The sequence below is a fragment of the Paenibacillus segetis genome, assembly GCF_014639155.1.
In the GTDB taxonomy this organism is placed as follows: Bacteria; Bacillota; Bacilli; order Paenibacillales; family Paenibacillaceae; genus Fontibacillus; species Fontibacillus segetis.
Genome location: NZ_BMFT01000002.1, coordinates 407,459 through 428,169, shown reverse-complemented (window position 1 = coordinate 428,169; position 20,711 = coordinate 407,459). Strand labels below are relative to the sequence as shown.

Below are 20,711 nucleotides of genomic sequence, written 5' to 3'. Positions count from 1 at the left end.
CTTTCAATCAATGGATTTTGCCTGTCAGGTAGTAGATTGCGATCTGCGTACGATGTTGTAGTGCAGTCTTATTCAGAATAGAAGTAATATAATTTGCCGTCGTCCCTTCAGAAATGAACAGTTCTTTAGAGATTTCTTTGTTAGAGAGACCCTTCGCTATACCCGACATAACTTCTAGTTCTCTGCTTGTGAATAGGCTACAGTCGAAAGGATACTCTGTATGCTCGGATTTCACCCCTTTTACTCCAGTAAGGGGGGCGCTGGTATTCCCTACACTAGAGATTTCTTCATGAGTTGTCCCTTCCTTTGAAGGTGTCATGCCAGCCATACTCGATTTTAACTTATCTAACACCACATCCTGCAGCACATTGTTTCCACTATGTATACTTTTGATCGCATCACGAATGCGTTCCGGATCATTGTTCTTTAACAGATAGCCCTTAGCGCCGAACCGGATAGCATCCAGGATATATTCATCGTCATCAAATGTCGTCAAAATAAGTGGTTTTGTCTTCGTCTCCTCGGTCAGCAGCCTCGTTGCTTCCACACCATTCATGTTCGGCATGCGCACATCGAGCAGGGCCACGTCGACCTCATGTTCTTTGCAATATTCGACTGCTGCCCGCCCGTCATCGACCGTGGTTAGCACTTCAAATTCCTCGAATGTACTCAGGATAATCTTCATTCCCTCACGAACAAATGAATTATCATCGGCAATCAAAACTCTGATCTTCATATGCCTACCCCCTATTTAAACTATTTTACATGATCACGGGAAGTAATTGGAATAAAATACCGTATCAGGTGTAACCAACCGTTTGTCGCCGTCAAAAAAAGCATTTCAATTTCTCTTATCAGAAATGAAATGCTTCGATTGTGTTGCGCTCGTTGTATATTATGATCGGACTATTGCGACTGACTGATAAAGTACACTAACAAAAGAACAGCTGCGACACAAAATAGAGTGAAGAAGGTGATTTTCCAAGCACTCTTAGGAGCTTTACCCGAAACAGTACCTGTCTCTCCGTTCACCATATACCGGAATTGTTTGTTTTGGTAAGTGTAGATCGCATTCCAAATCGGCAATAGAATATGCTTGTAGGTCGCATCGGAATAATGAGTCCTTATGTTTAAGTTCCGCAGTTCGTCTCCACCAATTTGACGCCGTACATCTCCGTCGATCTCATTATCCATAACGTTAATGGCCCGATCCCAGCCTTGCCTGAGGGATACCGAATACCGCTCAGCTATGAACCCGCTGATATATTGAGGCTTATAACCTGCTAGACTTTTCAGATTAAAACCACCCAGATGCCCCAAGAGCTTCTGATCATATTGCCCAGAAGCCGGAATGAGCACATCATCAAAGAACCTGCTGTACGTACCGCTTGTATGATGCCATACAGTATAGCGAACTTGTTCGGTGTAAGTTTCTGTCTTGCCATCGACGGTTCGCGTCCTGGTTTCAGTCCGGTAATGGTAGGTACCTACCTCAGCTGTGTAGGCCGAGGAAGAGTCCGCATCATAAGTCCAATGGGGAATATATATGCCATTCAAACTGGACGTTACATTCTGCTTCTTGAACTGGTTCGGTGCAAACCAACGCTTTCGCTTCCACGCCAGGAATGAGGAAATAGCCTGATCCCGTGAGATCCGAAAGGGTAAAATCGATTCAGGACGAATGCTACTCTCGGCATCATTCTGCGGTAATACTTTGGGTGATCCGCAAAAAGGACAAATAACCGCCGTTTGAAGATTATTCAGTAACATCTGTCCCCCACAGTTGGAACAAGATAATGCCTGTTGCTCTGTTCCCCAATCCATAGTAGCCGCTTGCTCTAGCTCTGCGAAATTTAAACTGTGTTCTTGAGGCTCTGTCATGATGTTCTCAATTGTCTCTTCCCTGCCACAATATCCGCATTTCAGATTTTGACTGGCTGTATCGAACATCATCTGTCCACCACAGCTTTGGCATGGGAAATTGACCGTACTTGCTTCTGAATTCATGATCGATCCCTCATCCTTTATTGTTTAGTCCCACAGACAGAACAAAATTTACTATTTGGAGCTTGCTCCGAACCACACTGCGAGCAGTAACTTACTACTGCACTAGGTGTACCGCAATCGGAGCAAAATTTAGCCCCTGCTTGATTCGGGTGACCACAGTGTTTACAAGCCACAGTCCCAGCCAGAGGTGGAGTCGCCGGAGATGGAGCTGCTTGTGGGGCTGGGGGATTGGGATTGGCGTTGGAGTTTGAGTTATTCATTACCCCAGTGAACATTTGCCCCATAGCCATCGCAGCCCCCATACCTGCTCCTGCTCCCGCAATTCCATTATCGGGATTATTCGCTGCTTCACGAATCGCTTCGGCTGCTTGATACTTCATGTATTGATCGAGATTACCAGCGATGTTCATGGAGGATTTACGATCGATCATCTTCTCTACTTCTTCTGGTAAGGATAAATTCTCGATCACAAAACCGACAAGTAATAATCCGATATCATTAAAGCTTTGGTTAAGTCGCATACCTGCTTGATGGCTGAGTTCTTGGTAGCTTGCCGCAAGATCAGCTACAGGAATTTTGGATTCAGCTAATATATCGCTAATGGTAGAGACAATAAGTGTCTTGAAAAAACTATTGAGGTTATCCGCGCTAAAGCTTTCATTCGTCCCAAAGATCCCCCGCATGAACAATGCTGGATCATTAACTCTAAATGAATAATTACCAAAGCCACGTAGACGGATCATCCCGAATTCAGGGTCACGCATAATGACAGGATTGGTCGTTCCCCACTTCTGATCGGTGAAGATCGCGGTACTTACGAAATAGACATCTGCCTTAAACGGCGAGTTGAAGCCATATTTCCATGATTTCAAGCCTGTAAGCACAGGCATATTTTGCGTACTGAGTGTATGACGGCCTGGGCCAAAGATGTCGGCAATGACACCCTCATTCACAAAAATAGCTGCCTGTGACTCACGAACGATGAGCTGTGCACCCATTTTGATGGCATTATCATACACTGGAAATTTATATACTACCGAGCCTGTTGTATCATTCCATTCAATGACTTCAATAAATTGTCCCTTAATAAATGAAAAAAGTCCCAAAGACGTCATCCTCCTAAACCTTCTATATTTACATATATTATACGTTAGGAATTGTAATTCGGTATCGATAATATTGGCGAAAAACATGAAACTTTGTCATATTATTCGTATAATGAAGAATCAAATAGGAGGTATTGATCCCATGAACAGAACTGATCAAAATTCAACACCTGTCCGTTTTCTGGAAGGACCCTCGGTTTATTTGCGACAAGTAGAGCCTGAGGAGGCCGAACTTTACCAACAAACGTTGTTCGATCCCGAAGTGCGTAGACTCACCGGAACACAGCGAACGTTCACCCAAGGTCAAATCCGTACATATCTCGAAGCAAAAGGCGAGGACTCCTCATCACTCTTGCTCTGGATCGCTTTGAAAGACTCCGACAAACCTATCGGTGACATTGCTCTGCAAGATATCGACCGAAATAACCGCAGCGCAAACATCCGAATTGCCATTGGCGGCTCGGAACATAAGGGAAAGGGGTATGGTAGTGAAGCGTTATGTCTTCTACTCGACTACGGTTTTGGCATCTTGAACCTTCACCGCATCGAGTTGAATGTCTACAGCTTCAATTCCCATGCCCAGCATGTATATGAGAAGCTAGGATTTGTGCGGGAGGGTGTACAAAGGGATGCTCTCTTCTATGACCATGAGTATCACGATTCGATCCTTATGAGCATTTTAGAAGACGACTATCGGAGACTGTACAACAATAAATCAACAGAATAACAACTCAATATGAATGAAGCGTTATTCTTGTTCCGGAATATATTCCATAATATCCCCAGGCTGACAGTCGAGGATTTCACAAATCGCTTCTAGGGTTGAGAACCGGATCGCTTTAACCTTACCTGTTTTTAGATTGGATAGATTCACATTTGAAATGCCCACTTGGTCGGCTAAGTCGTTCAATCTCATTTTTTTGTCGGCCAAGACCCTATCCAAGCGGATGATAATCGGCATGATGTTCACCTCAGATTTTAGATTGTTGTGTCATGCTCCTCTTGGAGATAACCGCCATACTTAAATACCTCGGAAATAACGAAGATGAGCATCCCAATAATGATGCCTGTTATGGATATACCTGATAAATCAATAGAAAATATATGATTAACAAGAAGCCAGCAGAGCACATTTAAGATGAGCTTTGCCAATAGGGAATACAGGATTACGGCTACACCAAGTCTCTTCAATCGGTCGACATTCTCCTGAATAAACGGGCTGTTCCCTTTCATAATAGATCCAATTATATTTCTAATTTGCATAATACAATAGATGTAAGTAAGAAATGTAAGTATTATATGAGTAAATTCAGTGACCAGGAAGGCGGATTTTGCATTAAATCTGTCGGGGTCGATGGGTTGAAACAGCTTAAATGGAATCAATACCGAACGAGAAGTTGTATCTGATAAAGTGACGGAAAACGACCAGTGGGCGATCCCTTTCTCGGCCATGAACAGCTCTTGCGATTTAAAACTAAGCCAAATATCCCAACCCATGATCAACATAAAAAGAAGGATCCCTCCAAAGAACAGAATTTGAAGTAAGATATACATATTCCGAAAGTTCGGGATTTCTTTTATATTCATATTTTTCATCGACGAACCATCTCCCTTTGAACTATTTTCCAAAATTATACCAATGAAATTAATATAAAACAATATATATTTAATGATAAACGATAATTAATTAATGAAAACAGATGCAACCTGGTTGTTAGTTGCTAATTAAATCAGGTCCAGAACTGAATATTTTTTGTCTAAAAAGATGGATTTGGCCGACCTCCACCAGAAATAGTTGTACTTCATGCAACTATCGTATTGACTACTCCCGAAAATAAATAGAGACCATTCCTCTCTCCTCTAGGAGAAAGAAATGGTCTTTATTTCATCCAAGTTCGCTCGTGAATCATTCTGGGCGTTCAATCGAGAATATCTCACCAAGCTTGGAGTAGTTTGCCCCTGCAAGCCGGCTCACCGGCTGTAACTTTTCCGGGTCGATATGCCCGTTGTGATACAAGGACTCATCCACATGGAATCGTACAACACGGCCGATAAGTAAATCGGTAGCAGGTGCATCCTCCGTCCCACCAAGCGGAATAGCTTGCTCCAGCAGGCATTCCATTCTTATTTTAGCCTCGGCAAGACCAGGTACGCTAATCACTTCACTCGCAATCGGAGTAAGTCCAGCTAACATAACCTCGCTCTCGTCCGGGGCTAAGTTGGCTGCGGTGGTGTTAATCCCCTGAATGTAGGATTCATCCGATATGTGTACAACAAAGGCACCCGATTCGATGGCATTTCTTGAGGTATCCTTGAGAGCTCCTTGTTTCCTTTGTACAGAAACCGATATCAGAGGGGGATTTGCCGTTACGATATTAAAATAACTAAATGGGGCGGCATTCAATACCCCACTATTAGATACTGTTGTTACCATCGCTATAGGCCTAGGGATGATACTCCCGATTAACAGCTTATAATTATCTCGTTCACTCTGATTATTCGGATCAATGGATAACATGGTACATCTCTCCTTACCAGTAGTTGATTGTTAGATGGGCTGATCTATTGTTAAGCAAAAATTTGTTGATACCAAGTCCCAGCAGCAGCAACCTCAGTGGAGGTTAATTGATGACCATGGTTCTCCCAATGAACGGTTACTGTCGCTCCCGCTCCGGTCAAAATTTCGTCCAAAGCTTTGGTTTCATCAGGAGGGCACATGTTGTCGTTACTTCCTGCGCCAATAAAGACAGGAATCCCGGTGAGATCGGGCAGTTCAATCCCCCGACGTGGCACCATAGGATGATGTAGAATGGCTCCACGGAGCGCATTTGGATGATGGAATAGAAGACTTGCTGCGATATTAGCGCCGTTAGAGTAACCTACGGCTACCAACTGATTACGGTCGAATTCATATTCAGCTGCCGCCTGGGTCAGAAAATCATTTAATTCTTGCGTACGGAAGATCAAATCCTCCTCATCAAATACCCCTGCTGACAGTCGGCGGAAAAATCGTGGCATCCCATTCTCCAGCACATTACCTCTAACGCTCAGTACGGAAGATCCCGGTGATATGATGTCAGCTAACGGTAATAGATCGTTTTCCGTCCCTCCAGTACCATGTAACAGAAGTAACACCGGCGCATTTAGATCGGTTCCTTTTTGAAAAATATGCTTCATTATTAATCTCCTCCAACACCCGTACTTAAACGGGACTATATTATCTTCTATATTATTTGGCGATGTACTTATTAAAACTTGTCGTAACTGACGAATTCGGCAACAGGTTTGCGGTATCCACGTGGTCGCTGACTTGATGTGTCCTCTTTTCCAATTGCAATTAACATGGCTGGTACATAGGAATCAGGGATCTGCAGAATTTCACTCAGCGCCTGTGGGTCAAACCCAATCATCGGACAGGTATCCCATCCCTTATCCTTAGCAATCAACATCATCCCCATTGCCGACAAGCTAGCATTGCGAATCGCTTCATCACGCTGGAATGACTCCCCCCGAGTTTCATAAAATTCCAGTACACTGGATACGGTCATATCGTATTCTTGTTTACTTAGGATACCCAAATTGAGCATACCTTCATTAATTTTTGCGACATCCTTATATGCTTCTTTATTACCCAGAACCGCAACTACAGCTGAAGCTGTTTCAATCTTATATTGTTTGTTTGCTGCTTCGTACACCTTTTTCTTCTGCTCAGGATCTTTAACAACGACGTAGTGGGCATGCTGCAAATTGAAGGCTGATGGGACAAACTTCGCAAGCTGAAAAATTTCATCCAGTTCCTTGTCTTCAATAGTAACTCCAGTAATAAATTTATTTGCTGATCTGCGCGATTTCAGTAGTGTAGTAAATTCGTTCATGTAGTGTTCCTCCCAGGTTGATTAGTCTAAGTTATAGTTACATAATAGCGTCTATAGAGTAATCTCCGCCACCGATCAGTGCAACTCCTACAGCGAGCGCGATGACGATCAAGTTAAATTCATACCCGTTACCAGTGGACCAAAAGCCGTTTTTTCCATGCACTGTAACAATCGCGACCAACATCGTAATAACGATTAAGGCAGCTGCAATCGGAGTAAACAATCCTAATGTGAAGAGTAACCCTCCGATCAATTCTGAAAGGCCAGCCATGACTGCCATCAGAATCCCAGGCTTAATTCCAATGGACTCCATCCAACTCCCCGTTCCTTTTGGACCGTATCCTCCGAACCATCCAAATAACTTCTGTGCGCCATGTCCTACAAACGTTAAACCTACGACCAATCGAATAATTAATAATCCTAATGCTATACTCACTTTATAATTGCTCCTTTAGGTTTTTTTGTATTTTATATTTATATTAAGAATCTCTATGTTAAGATATTGCCTAAAAAGTAAGTAGTTATCTCCACAAAAAATAGATTATAACTACTTGAGGTATTCTTTTTTTCTAAATAACGATGTGGATGTAGATGGCCATTAGCCTATGCTATGAATTTTAGTAGCCAAAGCCTTCAATCGAACCGGATCTATCGGTGCAAGAGCTGAGCTATCCAAGCGCACAGCGGAACCAAAATGCACTTCGGTAACTCCAGTTGCTGCGATAAAGGCTTCAATCCCTTCGATTGTGAGACCATGACCTGCAAGAATTTGAAATGTATTCTCGCGGGTTCGGGCAGAGTTGGATAAGAAACCTCTTCCCCTGTCCCGGGTGATGCCAACGAGTTGCTGAATTTCTGCTACTGCTTGTGGTGCTGGCTTGAGTCCACCAGAGGTAAGGACACGCGATATTTGCGGGTAAGACATAAGTGTCTCCAGTCCGGCGGGCCTATTGTCCAATTCATCAAAAGCACGATGAAAAGTGACATCCATCTTCCCGGCAAGGGGGAGTAGTTGATCCAATAACGCAACATCAATATCTCCATCCGCCGTTAAAGCACCAATAACAATTCCTGCTGCACCTACTTTAGCAATTTCCTCAATATCAACTGCCATCGTAGCAATATCATGCTGTCCATATACAAAAGACCGACTATGCGGTCGCACCATAACATTGACTGGGATCTGAACTGCATCCACGACCTGCTGGATCATTCCAATACTAGGAGTCAAACCACCTTCAGTAATCGCGGTAATCAATTCAAGTCGATCCGCACCGCATTCTTCTGCCAGTAATGCATCTTCTACACAAGTTGCAATAACCTCAAGCTTCACCATCTAACAGAAACCCCCTGAATTATGAAATCTCCAACCGAATGCGCTACTCCTATTATCCCTTAAATATGGATTGCTACTTAAAACCACACTGAGCAAACTTACCCAACTTCTTCATGAGCTGTGCCGCCACAACTTTCTCTTCTGCAGAAAGCCCAGCCATCGCCTGCTCGATTACTGCGGTATGCTTTGGAAACACTTCTTCGATAAATTGACTTCCCGGTTCCGTTATCTCTGCATATATAAGACGTCTGTCTTCGGTCGAAGCCCGGCGACTAACGAAGCCCTTCTTCTCCAGCTTATCAATAACGTAGGTGATGTTCCCACTACTCATTAGAACCTTACCGCAGATTTGTTGTATAGGCTGCGAACCTTTATGATATAACAGTTCGAGAACGCCAAACTCAGTCCGAGTTAAACCATATTTCCTGATATCCTTATCGGTATGGGCATTCAGCCATTGGGTTGCTCTAGTCAATGCAACGTAGAGATCTAAGGAATCATTCTTAGCTTGGTCCATGTTGATTGCACCTCCTATATTTTGTATTATCTTTATGTGTAATATCTTAATATTAAGATACTTTATTTGTAGCTAGAAGTCAACAATATTTAACGAACTCCGTTATTCATTGATATATTGTGATACAAACAAACGATTTATTATACATTCTAACGAATTTCCGTCCCGCTTATAGACAACATGAGGTCCATTCGTTAGAATATCCCCATTATTCCTATTTTAAGGAAGGCGAGGGAGATTCATGAATGAGATTCCTGATGGCGTTCGTATTTACAAAGGGGCTATAGATATTGCTCCAGAGGAGGTAGGGCTCTGTTCTGAGCAATTAAACAAATTGAAAGCTCACTTCTATGGACTAATGGAACGTGGTGAGATTCAAGCCGCCAGTTATCTTGTTGCACGTCATGGGAAAATTGCTGTATGGAATTCAATGGGTAAGCTAGACGGTACGCAAGAACGTGGTGATTTACAACCAGATTCCATACGTAAATTGTCTTCCTTAACCAAATCATTCACGAATGTTGCGATAGGTAAATTAATCGAGGATGGTAAACTTTATTTGGATCAGCCAGTGGTTACGATTCTGGACGAATTTAATAACTCGACGCATCAAGATATTACAATCTTCCACTTATTAACGCATACATCTGGCATCATGCCTGTATCTGGTTATTTCAATGAGCCTTATCCACGAGAATGGTGGGGAGCACAAGGCTTTGACAATTGGATTCGCAAAGTGTTACAAGGTACCTTGGTATGCGAGCCGGGTACAGCTTACAATTATTCAACAGTCGGCTATGCATTACTTGGGGAAATCATTGCTCGAGTATCAGGTGTACCATATGAACAATATATTACTGAGCATATTCTTCTTCCATTAGGTATGAGTCGAACTTACTTCGATATCCCACAAGAGTTGCACGCTGAAGTACTTATAGTGGATGAGCATGAACTGGGTTCGCTTTTAAATCCGCAGGAACAAAACGGCAGACCTCCGAGATCTGATAGCGGACTTCATTCTACTTTATTTGATTTATGGAAGTTCGGACAAATGCTCTTGAATGGCGGCACTTTCGAAGGGCAGCGAATTCTAGGACGCAAGACAGTCGATTTATTAACACGTCGTCATCTGTTCAATGTCCCTGCCTACCATTGGGGTGGAAAAATTAAAGACAAAGGCCAAGCACTCGGCTTCGACCTCGCTATCGATCATATGTCTTTTGAATCAGTGGGTACGTATCAATTAGAGGGGGCCGGTCGTTCAGCCTTATTTGTTGACCCTGCAGAGCAAATGGTAGTCGTCTTCTTTGTACCATCCCCTTATTCGTGGGTACCTCTCTCCGTACTGGGTACCAAGCAGATCATATGGTCAAGTTTATTGTAAATAGGACATTAAATTTTAAAGTGCACCCTGTGAGTCTTCTGCGGGGTGCACTTTATTTTAAGAATATTTACAGTTATTTATTTCGCAGCATATCCGCCGTCAATTGGAAGCTCGATGCCCGTAATATAGGAAGATTCATCTGAAGCCAAGAATAAAACACCTTTTGCAATATCTTCAGCTTCGCCAAGACGTGGAAGAGGTGTCATTGACAAGAACCAACCCTTCATTTTTTCATCGTTCATCATTTCGGTCGTCATCGGCGTTCTGATGAAGCCTGGATGCACAGAATTTGCCCGAATGTTATGTTTAGCATAATCCACAGCCGTTGCTTTGGTAAGCATCCGAACTGCGCCTTTACTTGCAGTATAAGGTCCTGTCCCGCTCCCACCTGTTAATCCAGCGATCGAAGAGATGTTCACGATGGATCCTCCACCTTGTTTGATCATATGAGGGATGACCTCTTTTTGACCTAGAAAAACACTTGTCAGGTTGATGTTCATAACCTTATTCCATAGCTCAACATCCGTTTCAAGAAACGGAGTTGCACTTGAAATGCCTGCATTGTTAACAAGAATATCTACTTTGCCAAAAGTAGCAACAGCTTCATCTACCACACGTTTCCAGTCTTCTTCTGAAGTTACATTGTGAGCCAAACCAATTGCTTCTCCGCCGTTATCTGCAATCTCCTGTGCAACTGCCTTTATCTTATCTTCCTGAATATCTGTTAGGATAAGCTTTGCTCCCTCTTCCGCAAATAAAAGCGCATCGGCTTTACCCATTCCTCCAGCTGCACCAGTAATAATAGCTACTTTGTTTTCTAATCTTTTCAAGTGAATCCCTCCTTATGATAAAAGTCACTATGATAAAAATCACATTGAGTACCATACACCTTATTTTCTGTTGGCACAAGCCTTTTACCTAATTTGCCCTCTAATGCATACATTAATTAATTTTTCGTTTGTCCATTTTATTACATAACTTCCGCTACCCTTACTATTACCCCGTATATAATATAAAATGAACATGTACACTATAGAAAATCAATGTGGAGGAGATCAAACATGCAACTTACTAATAAAACAGCCATCATTACGGGGGCAGGTAAAGGCATTGGCAAATCAATCGCGATTGCTTTGGCAAAAGAAGGCGTGAATCTCGGACTCATTGCACGAACAGCTGCTGATCTTGAATCACTGCAAAATTCCTTAAAGACAGAACACTCCGTAGACGTACATATTGCTACGGCGGATATCTCCAATCAACAAGAGGCTGAGGCTGCCGTCTTGAAACTCCAAGCGCAACTCGGATCTATCGATATTCTGATTAACAATGCGGGAATCGCCGAATTTGGTACTCTCGTAGACATGGAGCAAAGTACTTGGGAACGAATCATTCAAGTGAATCTGATGGGTACTTACTATATCACCCGCGCAGCACTTCCGTTCATGCTGAAGCAAAATAGCGGAGATATTATCAATGTCGCATCAACTGCCGGAGAGCGTGGATTTGCTACAGGTTCCGCCTATTGTGCATCTAAATTCGCCGTGCTTGGCCTAACTGAATCTCTATTGCAAGAAGTACGCAAATCGAACATTCGGGTCGTTGCTCTTACACCTAGCACAGTAGCTACTGAATTAGCACAAAATGCCGGATTGAAGATAGGTGATGAAGACCGGATGATGCAACCAGAAGATGTTGCGGAACTCGCTTTGGCTACCTTGAAACTACCAGCACGAGTATTTGTTAAAACGGCGGGTATCTGGACAACTAACCCCCAATAGGAACATGCCATAACGTATAGAACCCTCGCTGTTTGAGCGAGGGTTCTTCTTATAACAGCTTTGTTAAGCGAATCTATTTAACTTTCTTTCTGTTGTAATTATAGATTCCATCAGATCCGCTCCACGCTGATGATGAAGCAATCTAAAATAAAGACTTCGCAGGAAATTTTTTGTATTTGTTCGGGTTTTATACATACTACGGCTCCGCGGCCAGTCACAACATTGCTCCAATTGACCAAACCACGCAGCAATCAATGAAGGCGATAATAGTTCCTGTTCAATTATCGTAACCACAATACTGGCAATACGGTCATCCTCATCATCACTAAATACATAATCCCCGTTATACAACATTCGCTGAATTGCTGCTAGTACTTCCAGTTGTACGTCTTGATCACTCTCGCTGCATTGCACTAATTCTTCCAGGGCATCCGCTCCATGGGCTGCAGCATGGGCCCAACCGCCCTCGGTTACATAACCTCGTAAATCCATCTCTTCAACATAGTATCGAATCAAGTTTTTCTTCAAATGGGTGAATTCTGCTAGAGTCAGAAAAGACTGCTCCCTATGCCGCTGCAATATCAACACCACAACAAGTACAGAGAATGTTCTTGTAAATACACTCTGATCTTCCTCGCTACCCAAATGATAAAACAGATGTTCATCATCGAGGATAGTAGATAAAATCTCGCGCAGCTCATTTTCATTAAATAACTTCCGTCCACTGATCCATTCAGCAAAAGTAGCATAGATCAGATTGTCGCGTAATTCCGGCTGAGGGTCTCCGATATATTGGAGCATCCAAGTGATGTAATCCCATGCGACTTCACCTTCATTAAGGTGATAATCATTGTCCTCTATTCTTTGCAGGTCAATCATTAGTTGCTCTCTTGTCACCATCTTACCTCTTCCCCATTATGACTATAGAATAAAGGGGCCTTCCCAAAAAAATCCTTTTGAGAAAGCCCCTTCTATGTACTAGACTCGTTCGGAAATTTTACGCTTGAAACGTATGTGGTGCGTTACTTTTTGCCTTCTTAGCAGCTGTTACCATCAAGAAGATACCGGATAGCAAGTGTAGAATCCAGCCTACAATTGGAACCCAAGCGACCAATGAAGTCACGATTCCAATCACCGATCCGTATTTTGGTTCATTATTCTGTGAAGAAAGAACTAACGTTACAATATGTAGGATTAACATAATTCCTAGGGCCGTATAAAAGCTCCCTATTACAATGGCTGCTCCGAAAAGCGGAATGGCTAAGACGATTTCTAATGAACCCGTGATCCACTTCATTACTCTAGAATTTGTCAAACTCATCTCTCCTTTGGGTATATTATCCTAAATAGTATAACAAACATCCCAGATTTAGGACATAATATTTATTCATTTTTTGTAATATTTTACTCATTTATTTCAACTCTCCGTGTACCTTCCATATCAGTCCTTGGATCATTTCCGATCATATTTATCAGTGCAATTTGGCTTATTCCTTTTACTTTGATAATTACTTATTTACATACTAACGAACGTTAGTTACAATAACTACATTGGAAAAAATTATGAACACTGAGGTATATGATATGAACCTACCGCTAACTCCGCATACTTTTGTAGATATCCACAATAATCCTATGAAGAACACAACCAAGATCTCCATTCTTCATACATGTATCGAGCTCTTTTCTAACGCTGGTTATAGTGCCGTCTCTATTCGAGAAATCACACGTAATGTTGGGATCAAGGAGAGCTCCTTGTATAATCATTTTCGCACTAAAGATGAAATCATCGAAACCATCTATACCAACTACCGATTGGAATTCTCGCGGATTCTACCCTCCATGGAGATCTTAGATGAATTGCTTACGAAGATGGAACCGGAGGCATTCATGCAGCAGGGGTTCACTTTATTTAAGATGAGCTACAACAACCCCACAATTGAAAAAATGTGGCGAATTGTTCAGATCGAACAGTTTCGTGATGTCCGCGCTAGAAATATTTATCTGGACGATATCAGTAACAATACGCTGCTTTTCGTGGAACAGGTATTTCAAAAACTCATCCACATGGGCAAAATGAAACCCCTGGATCCTGCCGATTTAGCCGCAGTTTATCAATATCCCGTATTTGCGATGATGATCGAATATCAGATTCTGAAATGTGATCACAAGGATACGAGCCTACTTGAGAAACGCATGAACAACCATATTCATCGATTCTTTCAAAATTATTCAACTAGTTAGAGAAGGGTATTTTGCCGTCGGCCCAGTGGAATTTATTGCAGAGGAGAATGTGATATGGGAGTTTATTGGGCTAAAAAAGACTTTGTTGTCCCCCCCACCGGGATCAGCAAAGTCGAACAGCTTGTTATTGGTGGTATACAGCAATACATGTTAATCCAATCGGAGGATGTAAACAATCCAATCTTGCTGATGCTACACGGGGGGCCCGGTCTACCTCTGCCGGGCGTATCCAATCGCTCCAGGGATTATGCGCTAGCGACAACAACCAAAGACCTAGTCAAGCATTTTACTCTTGTATTCTGGGATCAAAGAGGTGCCGGCAAATCATACTCTCGTCATATTCCTGAAGACACGTTTAACATTGCTCAATTTATAGCGGATGCCAAAGAGGTCGTCCACTATCTCAAGAATCAGTTCCAGAAAAATAAAATATTCATCGCTGGTCACTCATGGGGAAGCATTCTTGGCCTACGATTGGCGCATGAGAACCCTACTGATTTCTACGCTTATATCGGCATTTCACAAGTGATTAATTGGGCAGAGAATGACGCTTTATGTTTGCGGTGGGCCTTAGATAAAGCCATATTGGCCAACAACCAAAAAGCAATCCGGGAGTTAACGAGCTGTGGAGAACCACCTTTTGTAACGAGTGTGGAGCAATGGACAACGTTAAGAATATGGCTCGGTAAGTACAACGCTATGATTTACTCAGATGATCAAGTTAAGTTTCCAGGCATGAAGCTAGCCCTCAGCATTCTTATGCGTTCCCCTGATTACTCCATCAAGAATACCATGAATACGTTCAAAGGCTTCAAAGCCAACTACACACAAGCGATGATCGAGGATTTTGCAACGATTAATTACGAAAAGTCGATCACGCAAGTTGAAATTCCAGTCACTTTCATTCATGGGACCAAGGATCTCCAAGTTTATGGAGAGTTGCTTGAACGATATTATCAATCGCTCGAAGCTCCCGCAGGCAAGCAACTCATATGGATGGAGCATTCATCGCATATGTTTCATCCCGATGATGCTAGAGCAATCGAGAAAGAAATCATTAAGCTCAAGCATTTGAGCAACTGAGTATAGAAGCATCTCCTTCTATTTACCTATCTCGTACTCCCTTTCCAACCACCATGCGGTCACGCCATTCCGCCGGTAGCAGTGCTGCATAATGCGGCTGGAGATAGCGGTCATCTACTAGTACGATTACACCACGATCAGTTTCAGAGCGGATGAGCCTACCTCCGGCTTGCAACACCTTATTCATCCCAGGATAAACATAAGCATAGTCAAATCCATCCTTACCTACCTCGTTAAAATAATCCCTAATAATATTGCGCTCTAAACCGATTTGAGGTAATCCAACACCAACTACAACTACCCCTGTCAACCGATCACCTACCAGGTCGACCCCTTCGGAGAAGATCCCCCCCATCACAGCAAATCCAATGAGAGTTCTCCGGTTATCCGCATCGAAGGCGGACAGAAACCCATCACGTTCCTCTTCCGATAAATTCCCACGCTGTAACAACACCCTTGCGTCGGGTTCTTTCGCCATAAAAGCATCATAAATCTGATTCATATACGCATACGACGGGAAGAAAAATAAATAGTTTCCCTTCCGATTTGCCGTCAGCTCCATTAATAATTGCGACAACCGACTTTTGGTTGCTTCCCGATCAAGATAACGTGTTGATAAAGGTTCCAGGTGCACGTCCAATTGCTCTGGACTGAAGGGCGAAGGAATCGATAGACTATAATCCTCCTCATCAGCCCCTAGCATATCGCGATAATAGCCCAGCGGTGATAAAGTAGCCGAGAAATAAATGTGCGAACGGAAGCTCTTACCCACTTCTCCCAGTAAATATGAAGGGTCCAGACAAAACATCTTGATCGTTACTTCCTGCTGAATCACTTCCACATACGTTACATACCGTTCATCATATAGCTTGCTAATTCTCACAAAGTTCTGGGCTGCAAAATAAGTCTCCAACAACAGTGGATTCTGCTCAGTAAGACCGGTAGAAGCCAATTCCTGCTCAGCTAATAAGACAAAGGACTCCACCAACATAATGAAATCCGCGGGTGGTTCCTTAAGAATGAGAGGTCCTTCTTCCGCTTGTTTACGAAGCTTAATGAAATGGTCGTTAAGCGCTTTGGTCACATCATATATTCCATTGTTAACCTCTTTATATTCCTGCTTCAGCTCAAGAAAGCTGAGTTTATTTAAAGTGCTAGAGAACATCTCTCTTGCCCGATCCACTAAGTTATGAGCCTCATCCACCAGTAACGAGGTTTGACTTTTCTGCTCTGCGAACATTCTTTTTAGAGAAATACGCGGGTCAAAAATATAATTGTAATCGCAAATAATAGCATCGGATGCATACGAGATATCCAGCGAGAACTCAAACGGACATACCCGATGCTTGCGGGCATACTGCTCGATGACTTCCCGGTTCATTTGTGTTTCATTGGACAGGATGTCGAGCACAGCTCCGTTAATCCGGTCGTAATAGCCATCCGCGTAGATGCAGTCTTCTTTACGGCAGCTAACCTTCTCTTGGAAGCAGATTTTCTCCTTCGCCGTAAGGGTCACGGTATGTAGATGAAGTCCCTTGGACTGCATCAAGGCAAAAGCCTCTTCCGCAGCAGTCCGAGTAGTCGTACGAGCAGTCAAATAAAACATCCGTTCCAACAGGCCCTGACCTATCGCTTTAAGTGTCGGAAAAGTGGTAGATATCGTCTTCCCAATTCCTGTAGGAGCCTTGGCAAACAGACTAACCCCCTCTTCGATCGTCTTATAGACCGATCCAGCCAGCTTTCGCTGACCCGCCCGATATCCCGGAAATGGAAATCCGAGCCCCTGAATACTTTGGTTTCGCTTGGTCCGATGGCCCTGTAACATCTCTGCATAAGGAGCATAGTGTTTCACGATTTCAAAGATGAATTGTTCTAGCTCAGCAAAGTCTAATTTTTGCACAAACGACTTCTGCTCTGCTAGATCGAGATCCACATAAGTTAATTGAATGCTCATTGCGGGAATTCCATGTTCTTTAGCATACATATAGGCGTAACACTTGGCCTGCGCCCAGTGCACGGGATACGACTCTTCCGTGATCAATCCGATGTCTGCTGCCGTCGACTTGATCTCATCAATCGTATAGGTCCCATCTTCCGAGAGCAAAAGTCCATCACAACGCCCATCTATGACAAAGAGGAGATCCCCGTAGGGAATCTCCACCGATAAATACACTTCGCTCTGATCTAATTCACTGTATTGTTTCTGCACCTGTTGATGCGCTCTTGTTCCCTCAACCATGGTCCCGGTACTACGGAATCCACTCTCTAAACTCCCACTGCTATACACATACTCTACTAGCGGTCTCACTGCAATCTTTATCGGGTCGCCCATACGATCCACCTACCGATTCAATATACTTAAATTATAGAACATTCGTTCTATTAGTATACCATGGGATCCCCCGATAAATATATTACTGAGCTATTGAGATTCCATAATCCTTCTTCAAGTATTTATGGATACGCTTGAAATCCTCTTTCGTCAGTTCATTTAACCGCTTGTTCTGTTTCAGCTCACGTCCCAGAATAATTCCTATTGTCTGGGCAGCTAATGCTGTTGTAGACATGATACGCGCACTACCATAAGCTTTGATGGTCGCACCAATATTTTTTCCTGCCACAAGAACATTATCATAAGACTTCAATGTAAAAGAGCGTAACGGAATACCATATCGATCTGGCTTTCCGAACCCCATTCCCAGCGGCATAGCCCTCGTGCCTTGTAAATCTACGGGATAACCACCCACACTGACGTTATCCCAGAACATCTTGCTCGACATCACATCTGGGTAATCCAATACATATTCCGTCTCGAACCGATTGTAATCCCGAATATACAGGTATTCAGGAAATCCGTTTAGCTCAGCCTTCGCAAATCCAGGAATCGTTTTACGCAAAAATTTTTGAATATATGGCGCTTCTGCCTTGCCTTTACTAATCGCAGATTGAACTGACTTAGGATCAGAAGGATCTACATCATAAATCAACAACGCGTTGATGATCACTTCCCCATCCTTTTGATTCGTGCAGTTAAGCCCTCGCAGCTTAAGCTGGCGATCTTGTGATTTATAAGTATTCATCAAATTGCTATACCCTGTGGCATAATTCCAATCTACATATGTATTCGGTCCGTATTTCTTCTCCAAATTAGCAAGTGGATACTCGTCAATTGTAGACTGATGCAACTTTGCCCAATCGATATTCTTGAATTTAAGCATAAAGGTCGCTGTCATATAATCTGGCTTTTTGCCTTTGTATAGACTCTCCATTCCTGGAATCCGCTGTACATCAAGCTTCCCCGTCAATGCATTAAAATCGGTATTCTCGACCCAGTACTCCGCTTGAATCGTAAATTTAGTTCCGTCCTTTGTATGATAGGTTAAAGACTTCACCGACTTATCCTTCTTGATTGCGGCGATATCGATATCATCAATTACGATCCCACTCTTCATCGGTATACCTTTGATCATCTTCTGGTAATAACGCTCAAAATCCACCGCTTTACGGATCGTCCCGTTCTCATAACCGTTGAACAGCTTCTTAAATTCACCTTGAACTAGACTTCTGCCCTGTTTGTCATTGGGTTTATCAAGAACTAGCATCTCCCCTTGAATCAATTCACCGCCGGGCTTCGTGCGTGGATCGAGAATGATCACATTCAATCCCAGGTCGCGGGCTGCCTTAGCAAGCAATACCCCTTGAATCTCGCTTCCAATCACGACGACATCATACTTCAAGGCTTGGGCTCTGGTTATCTTAGGGAAAGAAACTGAACTAAATAACTGAGCGATTAGTGTCAAAATAATTAGTAAAATTACAGATGGTAGATTTACCTTTAACTTTTTCATAACGTTGTATTGTCTCACTCCTCGTACAATCACTATTTACATGAAACACCTTATTAATCAAACAAATCCATTTATAAGCTAATTTATCCAGAAAAATTTAACTGTTATAAATGTCGCTTAAAAGGTGTTGACGTGAACGGATAGGACTTATAATTTCACTATAATCAATAAAAAGATGGTCCTTGCTGAAAGAAGCAAGGCCATCTTTATTTTAGTTCGCATTTATTTTCTCTTGATAATATCTCAGTAAAATTTAATAATAGTTACTTGGACTTACTTTTTTACAGTAGACAAAGAAAGGTTGAACCCACAACATGAACTCATCTCAGACCATTCAAGGAAAAAGTCAGGTGCCACGCGCCAGACCATCCTTCCCGATTTCTATTCTATCCCTTACCTTAGGCGCTTTCGCCATCGGTATGACTGAATTCGTCATTATGGGTATTCTCCCGAACGTTGCGGAGGATTTGCATGTATCCATTTCCCAAGCAGGGCAATTAATTACTACCTATGCGCTGGGAGTAGCCGTCGGTGCACCCATTCTAACGATCTTAACCCATCGACTCCCGCAAAAAATGTTACTTTGTCTCCTTATGATCCTGTTTGTAATCGGCAACGGGATTGCTGTTATTGCTCCCAATTACACGATTCTGATGGGAGCTCGCATGATTACCGCGCTTACTCATGGGACATTCTTTGGCGTTGGGGCGGTCATTGCCTCCAATCTTGTACGTCCAGACAAAAGGGCTGGAGCCGTCTCGATCATGATGGCTGGACTAACTATTGCTAATATTATCGGTGTTCCTATTGGCACATTCATCGGTCAAAATTTAGGTTGGAGAGCCTCTTTTGGCGCAATTGCGATAATGGGCGTTATCGCATTCTTTGGCATCCTTGTGTTCATTCCTCATATTAGACAGGAAGAAGGATCCAGTCTGGTTAAACAGATAAAAGCGCTAGCTCAATCCAAACTGTTACTGGTGCTGCTCATCGGGGCCCTAGGTAATGCAGGCTTATTCACCGTATTTACCTACATCACTCCTATGCTCGAACAGATTACCGGATTTGCAGAACATAGTGTCACCTGGATCTTAGTATTATTCGGTTGTGGTGTAACTATGGGTAACATCGTTGGCGGTAAGCTGGCCGACTGGAAGCTGATGCCTACCATTCTAGGACTGTATTTGACGATTAGTGTTATACTCGCTATTTTTACATTCACCGTTCACAACCCTATCGCTGCAGTCATCACCATCTTCCTATGGGGAGCTGCCTCCTTTGCGGTTATGCCAGGACTACAGGTGCGAATTATGAATCTGGCACAAGAAGCACCTGCGCTAGCATCCACCTCGAACCATTCGGCAGGAAATCTTGGTAATGCCGCTGGAGCTTTTCTCGGTGGCTGGATCATCACACATATGGGCCTCTCGTCGCTACCATGGATGGGCTCCCTACTCGTAGCAGTCGGCTTAGTTCTAGCTATAGCCTTGTATGTTAACGAGCAGAAACCAGCCAAGAAAGTTGCCTAAT

21 protein-coding genes and 2 pseudogenes are annotated in these 20,711 nt (G+C 43.0%); 6 read left to right on the top strand and 17 right to left on the bottom strand.

Features of this window, described 5'->3' with window-relative positions; genetic code table 11:
• Nucleotides 1-7: 7 nt before the first annotated feature.
• The 4 genes and pseudogenes from IEW05_RS26125 to IEW05_RS18100 all read right to left on the bottom strand — a co-directional run.
• Nucleotides 8-208 (bottom strand): annotated as a pseudogene (locus tag IEW05_RS26125) (response regulator transcription factor); the annotation flags it as partial.
• A 122-nt stretch (nucleotides 209-330) separates the two neighbouring features.
• Nucleotides 331-736: pseudogene (locus IEW05_RS26120) on the bottom strand (response regulator); the annotation flags it as partial.
• Nucleotides 737-906: 170 nt separating this feature from the next.
• The gene (locus IEW05_RS18105; protein ID WP_188541251.1) at nucleotides 907-2,007 is read right to left on the bottom strand and encodes a TFIIB-type zinc ribbon-containing protein; all 1,101 of its coding nucleotides are present in this window, start codon (nucleotides 2,005-2,007) and stop codon (nucleotides 907-909) included.
• Between the two features lie 17 nt (nucleotides 2,008-2,024).
• Nucleotides 2,025-3,113, bottom strand: a complete 1,089-nt coding sequence (locus IEW05_RS18100) for an SPFH domain-containing protein (RefSeq protein WP_188541250.1) — start codon at nucleotides 3,111-3,113, stop codon at nucleotides 2,025-2,027.
• 142 nt (nucleotides 3,114-3,255) lie between these two features.
• Between IEW05_RS18100 and IEW05_RS18095 the strand changes: the two genes are divergently transcribed.
• Complete coding sequence (locus IEW05_RS18095) at nucleotides 3,256-3,840, top strand: GNAT family N-acetyltransferase (RefSeq protein ID WP_188541249.1); 585 nt, start codon at nucleotides 3,256-3,258, stop codon at nucleotides 3,838-3,840.
• Nucleotides 3,841-3,861: 21 nt separating this feature from the next.
• On the opposite strand, the gene IEW05_RS18090 is transcribed toward IEW05_RS18095, so the two are convergent.
• The 8 genes from IEW05_RS18090 to IEW05_RS18055 form a co-directional block, all read right to left on the bottom strand.
• Entirely contained in the window at nucleotides 3,862-4,074 is a 213-nt protein-coding gene (locus IEW05_RS18090) for a helix-turn-helix domain-containing protein (protein ID WP_188541248.1), read from the bottom strand.
• A gap of 17 nt (nucleotides 4,075-4,091) precedes the next feature.
• Nucleotides 4,092-4,700: a DUF2975 domain-containing protein gene (locus IEW05_RS18085; protein WP_229753493.1), complete on the bottom strand. Its 609-nt coding sequence runs from the start codon at nucleotides 4,698-4,700 to the stop codon at nucleotides 4,092-4,094.
• Nucleotides 4,701-5,019: 319 nt separating this feature from the next.
• Nucleotides 5,020-5,631: a flavin reductase family protein gene (locus tag IEW05_RS18080; RefSeq protein ID WP_188541246.1), complete on the bottom strand. Its 612-nt coding sequence runs from the start codon at nucleotides 5,629-5,631 to the stop codon at nucleotides 5,020-5,022.
• Nucleotides 5,632-5,681: 50 nt separating this feature from the next.
• Nucleotides 5,682-6,290, bottom strand: coding sequence for an alpha/beta hydrolase (locus IEW05_RS18075; protein ID WP_188541245.1), 609 nt, complete (start codon nucleotides 6,288-6,290; stop codon nucleotides 5,682-5,684).
• Between the two features lie 71 nt (nucleotides 6,291-6,361).
• Complete coding sequence (locus IEW05_RS18070) at nucleotides 6,362-6,988, bottom strand: nitroreductase family protein (protein WP_188541244.1); 627 nt, start codon at nucleotides 6,986-6,988, stop codon at nucleotides 6,362-6,364.
• A gap of 37 nt (nucleotides 6,989-7,025) precedes the next feature.
• Nucleotides 7,026-7,424 (bottom strand): DoxX family protein, encoded by a 399-nt coding sequence (locus tag IEW05_RS18065; protein WP_188541243.1) that lies wholly within the window; start codon nucleotides 7,422-7,424, stop codon nucleotides 7,026-7,028.
• Between the two features lie 162 nt (nucleotides 7,425-7,586).
• On the bottom strand, nucleotides 7,587-8,321 hold the full coding sequence (locus IEW05_RS18060) for a copper homeostasis protein CutC (RefSeq protein WP_188541485.1): 735 nt from the start codon (nucleotides 8,319-8,321) through the stop codon (nucleotides 7,587-7,589).
• A 76-nt stretch (nucleotides 8,322-8,397) separates the two neighbouring features.
• Complete coding sequence (locus tag IEW05_RS18055; RefSeq protein ID WP_188541242.1) at nucleotides 8,398-8,841, bottom strand: MarR family winged helix-turn-helix transcriptional regulator; 444 nt, start codon at nucleotides 8,839-8,841, stop codon at nucleotides 8,398-8,400.
• Nucleotides 8,842-9,082: 241 nt separating this feature from the next.
• Here IEW05_RS18055 and IEW05_RS18050 point away from each other — a divergent pair, with 241 nt between their 5' ends.
• A complete protein-coding gene (locus tag IEW05_RS18050) occupies nucleotides 9,083-10,225 on the top strand; it encodes a serine hydrolase domain-containing protein (RefSeq protein ID WP_188541241.1) in 1,143 nt (380 codons plus the stop codon).
• Between the two features lie 77 nt (nucleotides 10,226-10,302).
• Here the strand turns inward: IEW05_RS18050 and IEW05_RS18045 are convergent, their stop codons facing one another.
• Nucleotides 10,303-11,055: an SDR family NAD(P)-dependent oxidoreductase gene (locus IEW05_RS18045; RefSeq protein WP_188541240.1), complete on the bottom strand. Its 753-nt coding sequence runs from the start codon at nucleotides 11,053-11,055 to the stop codon at nucleotides 10,303-10,305.
• 231 nt (nucleotides 11,056-11,286) lie between these two features.
• Between IEW05_RS18045 and IEW05_RS18040 the strand changes: the two genes are divergently transcribed.
• A complete protein-coding gene (locus IEW05_RS18040; RefSeq protein WP_188541239.1) occupies nucleotides 11,287-12,006 on the top strand; it encodes a 3-ketoacyl-ACP reductase in 720 nt (239 codons plus the stop codon).
• Between the two features lie 63 nt (nucleotides 12,007-12,069).
• On the opposite strand, the gene IEW05_RS18035 is transcribed toward IEW05_RS18040, so the two are convergent.
• Nucleotides 12,070-12,906 carry a DUF2785 domain-containing protein gene (locus IEW05_RS18035; RefSeq protein WP_229753491.1) on the bottom strand — a complete coding sequence of 279 codons (837 nt, stop codon included), beginning with the start codon at nucleotides 12,904-12,906 and terminating at the stop codon, nucleotides 12,070-12,072.
• A gap of 97 nt (nucleotides 12,907-13,003) precedes the next feature.
• Nucleotides 13,004-13,321 (bottom strand): hypothetical protein, encoded by a 318-nt coding sequence (locus tag IEW05_RS18030; RefSeq protein WP_188541238.1) that lies wholly within the window; start codon nucleotides 13,319-13,321, stop codon nucleotides 13,004-13,006.
• Between the two features lie 248 nt (nucleotides 13,322-13,569).
• On the opposite strand from IEW05_RS18030, the gene IEW05_RS18025 reads away from it, so the two are divergent.
• Both IEW05_RS18025 and IEW05_RS18020 read left to right on the top strand, forming a co-directional pair.
• Nucleotides 13,570-14,250 (top strand): TetR/AcrR family transcriptional regulator, encoded by a 681-nt coding sequence (locus IEW05_RS18025; RefSeq protein ID WP_194434137.1) that lies wholly within the window; start codon nucleotides 13,570-13,572, stop codon nucleotides 14,248-14,250.
• A 54-nt stretch (nucleotides 14,251-14,304) separates the two neighbouring features.
• Nucleotides 14,305-15,333: an alpha/beta fold hydrolase gene (locus IEW05_RS18020; protein WP_188541236.1), complete on the top strand. Its 1,029-nt coding sequence runs from the start codon at nucleotides 14,305-14,307 to the stop codon at nucleotides 15,331-15,333.
• A 22-nt stretch (nucleotides 15,334-15,355) separates the two neighbouring features.
• On the opposite strand, the gene IEW05_RS18015 is transcribed toward IEW05_RS18020, so the two are convergent.
• Entirely contained in the window at nucleotides 15,356-17,665 is a 2,310-nt protein-coding gene (locus IEW05_RS18015) for an ATP-dependent DNA helicase (protein WP_188541235.1), read from the bottom strand.
• Nucleotides 17,666-17,747: 82 nt separating this feature from the next.
• On the bottom strand, nucleotides 17,748-19,181 hold the full coding sequence (locus IEW05_RS18010; protein WP_188541234.1) for an FAD-dependent oxidoreductase: 1,434 nt from the start codon (nucleotides 19,179-19,181) through the stop codon (nucleotides 17,748-17,750).
• A gap of 314 nt (nucleotides 19,182-19,495) precedes the next feature.
• On the opposite strand from IEW05_RS18010, the gene IEW05_RS18005 reads away from it, so the two are divergent.
• Nucleotides 19,496-20,710 (top strand): MFS transporter, encoded by a 1,215-nt coding sequence (locus IEW05_RS18005; protein WP_188541233.1) that lies wholly within the window; start codon nucleotides 19,496-19,498, stop codon nucleotides 20,708-20,710.
• The last annotated feature ends 1 nt before the right edge of the window (nucleotide 20,711 follow it).

Excerpts from the sequence above, each read along its gene's own strand:
- IEW05_RS18035 (WP_229753491.1), bottom strand. The coding sequence starts at position 12,906 with ATGGTGACAAGAGAGCAACTAATGATTGACCTGCAAAGAATAGAGGAC.
- IEW05_RS18025 (WP_194434137.1), top strand. The coding sequence starts at position 13,570 with ATGAACACTGAGGTATATGATATGAACCTACCGCTAACTCCGCATACT.
- IEW05_RS18095 (WP_188541249.1), top strand. The coding sequence starts at position 3,256 with ATGAACAGAACTGATCAAAATTCAACACCTGTCCGTTTTCTGGAAGGA.
- IEW05_RS18105 (WP_188541251.1), bottom strand. The coding sequence starts at position 2,007 with ATGAATTCAGAAGCAAGTACGGTCAATTTCCCATGCCAAAGCTGTGGT.
- IEW05_RS18050 (WP_188541241.1), top strand. The coding sequence starts at position 9,083 with ATGAATGAGATTCCTGATGGCGTTCGTATTTACAAAGGGGCTATAGAT.
- IEW05_RS18010 (WP_188541234.1), bottom strand. The coding sequence starts at position 19,181 with ATGAAAAAGTTAAAGGTAAATCTACCATCTGTAATTTTACTAATTATT.
- IEW05_RS18075 (WP_188541245.1), bottom strand. The coding sequence starts at position 6,290 with ATGAAGCATATTTTTCAAAAAGGAACCGATCTAAATGCGCCGGTGTTA.
- IEW05_RS18090 (WP_188541248.1), bottom strand. The coding sequence starts at position 4,074 with ATGCCGATTATCATCCGCTTGGATAGGGTCTTGGCCGACAAAAAAATG.
- IEW05_RS18040 (WP_188541239.1), top strand. The coding sequence starts at position 11,287 with ATGCAACTTACTAATAAAACAGCCATCATTACGGGGGCAGGTAAAGGC.
- IEW05_RS18020 (WP_188541236.1), top strand. The coding sequence starts at position 14,305 with ATGGGAGTTTATTGGGCTAAAAAAGACTTTGTTGTCCCCCCCACCGGG.
- IEW05_RS18085 (WP_229753493.1), bottom strand. The coding sequence starts at position 4,700 with ATGAATATAAAAGAAATCCCGAACTTTCGGAATATGTATATCTTACTT.
- IEW05_RS18015 (WP_188541235.1), bottom strand. The coding sequence starts at position 17,665 with ATGGGCGACCCGATAAAGATTGCAGTGAGACCGCTAGTAGAGTATGTG.
- IEW05_RS18055 (WP_188541242.1), bottom strand. The coding sequence starts at position 8,841 with ATGGACCAAGCTAAGAATGATTCCTTAGATCTCTACGTTGCATTGACT.
- IEW05_RS18005 (WP_188541233.1), top strand. The coding sequence starts at position 19,496 with ATGAACTCATCTCAGACCATTCAAGGAAAAAGTCAGGTGCCACGCGCC.
- IEW05_RS18070 (WP_188541244.1), bottom strand. The coding sequence starts at position 6,988 with ATGAACGAATTTACTACACTACTGAAATCGCGCAGATCAGCAAATAAA.
- IEW05_RS18080 (WP_188541246.1), bottom strand. The coding sequence starts at position 5,631 with ATGTTATCCATTGATCCGAATAATCAGAGTGAACGAGATAATTATAAG.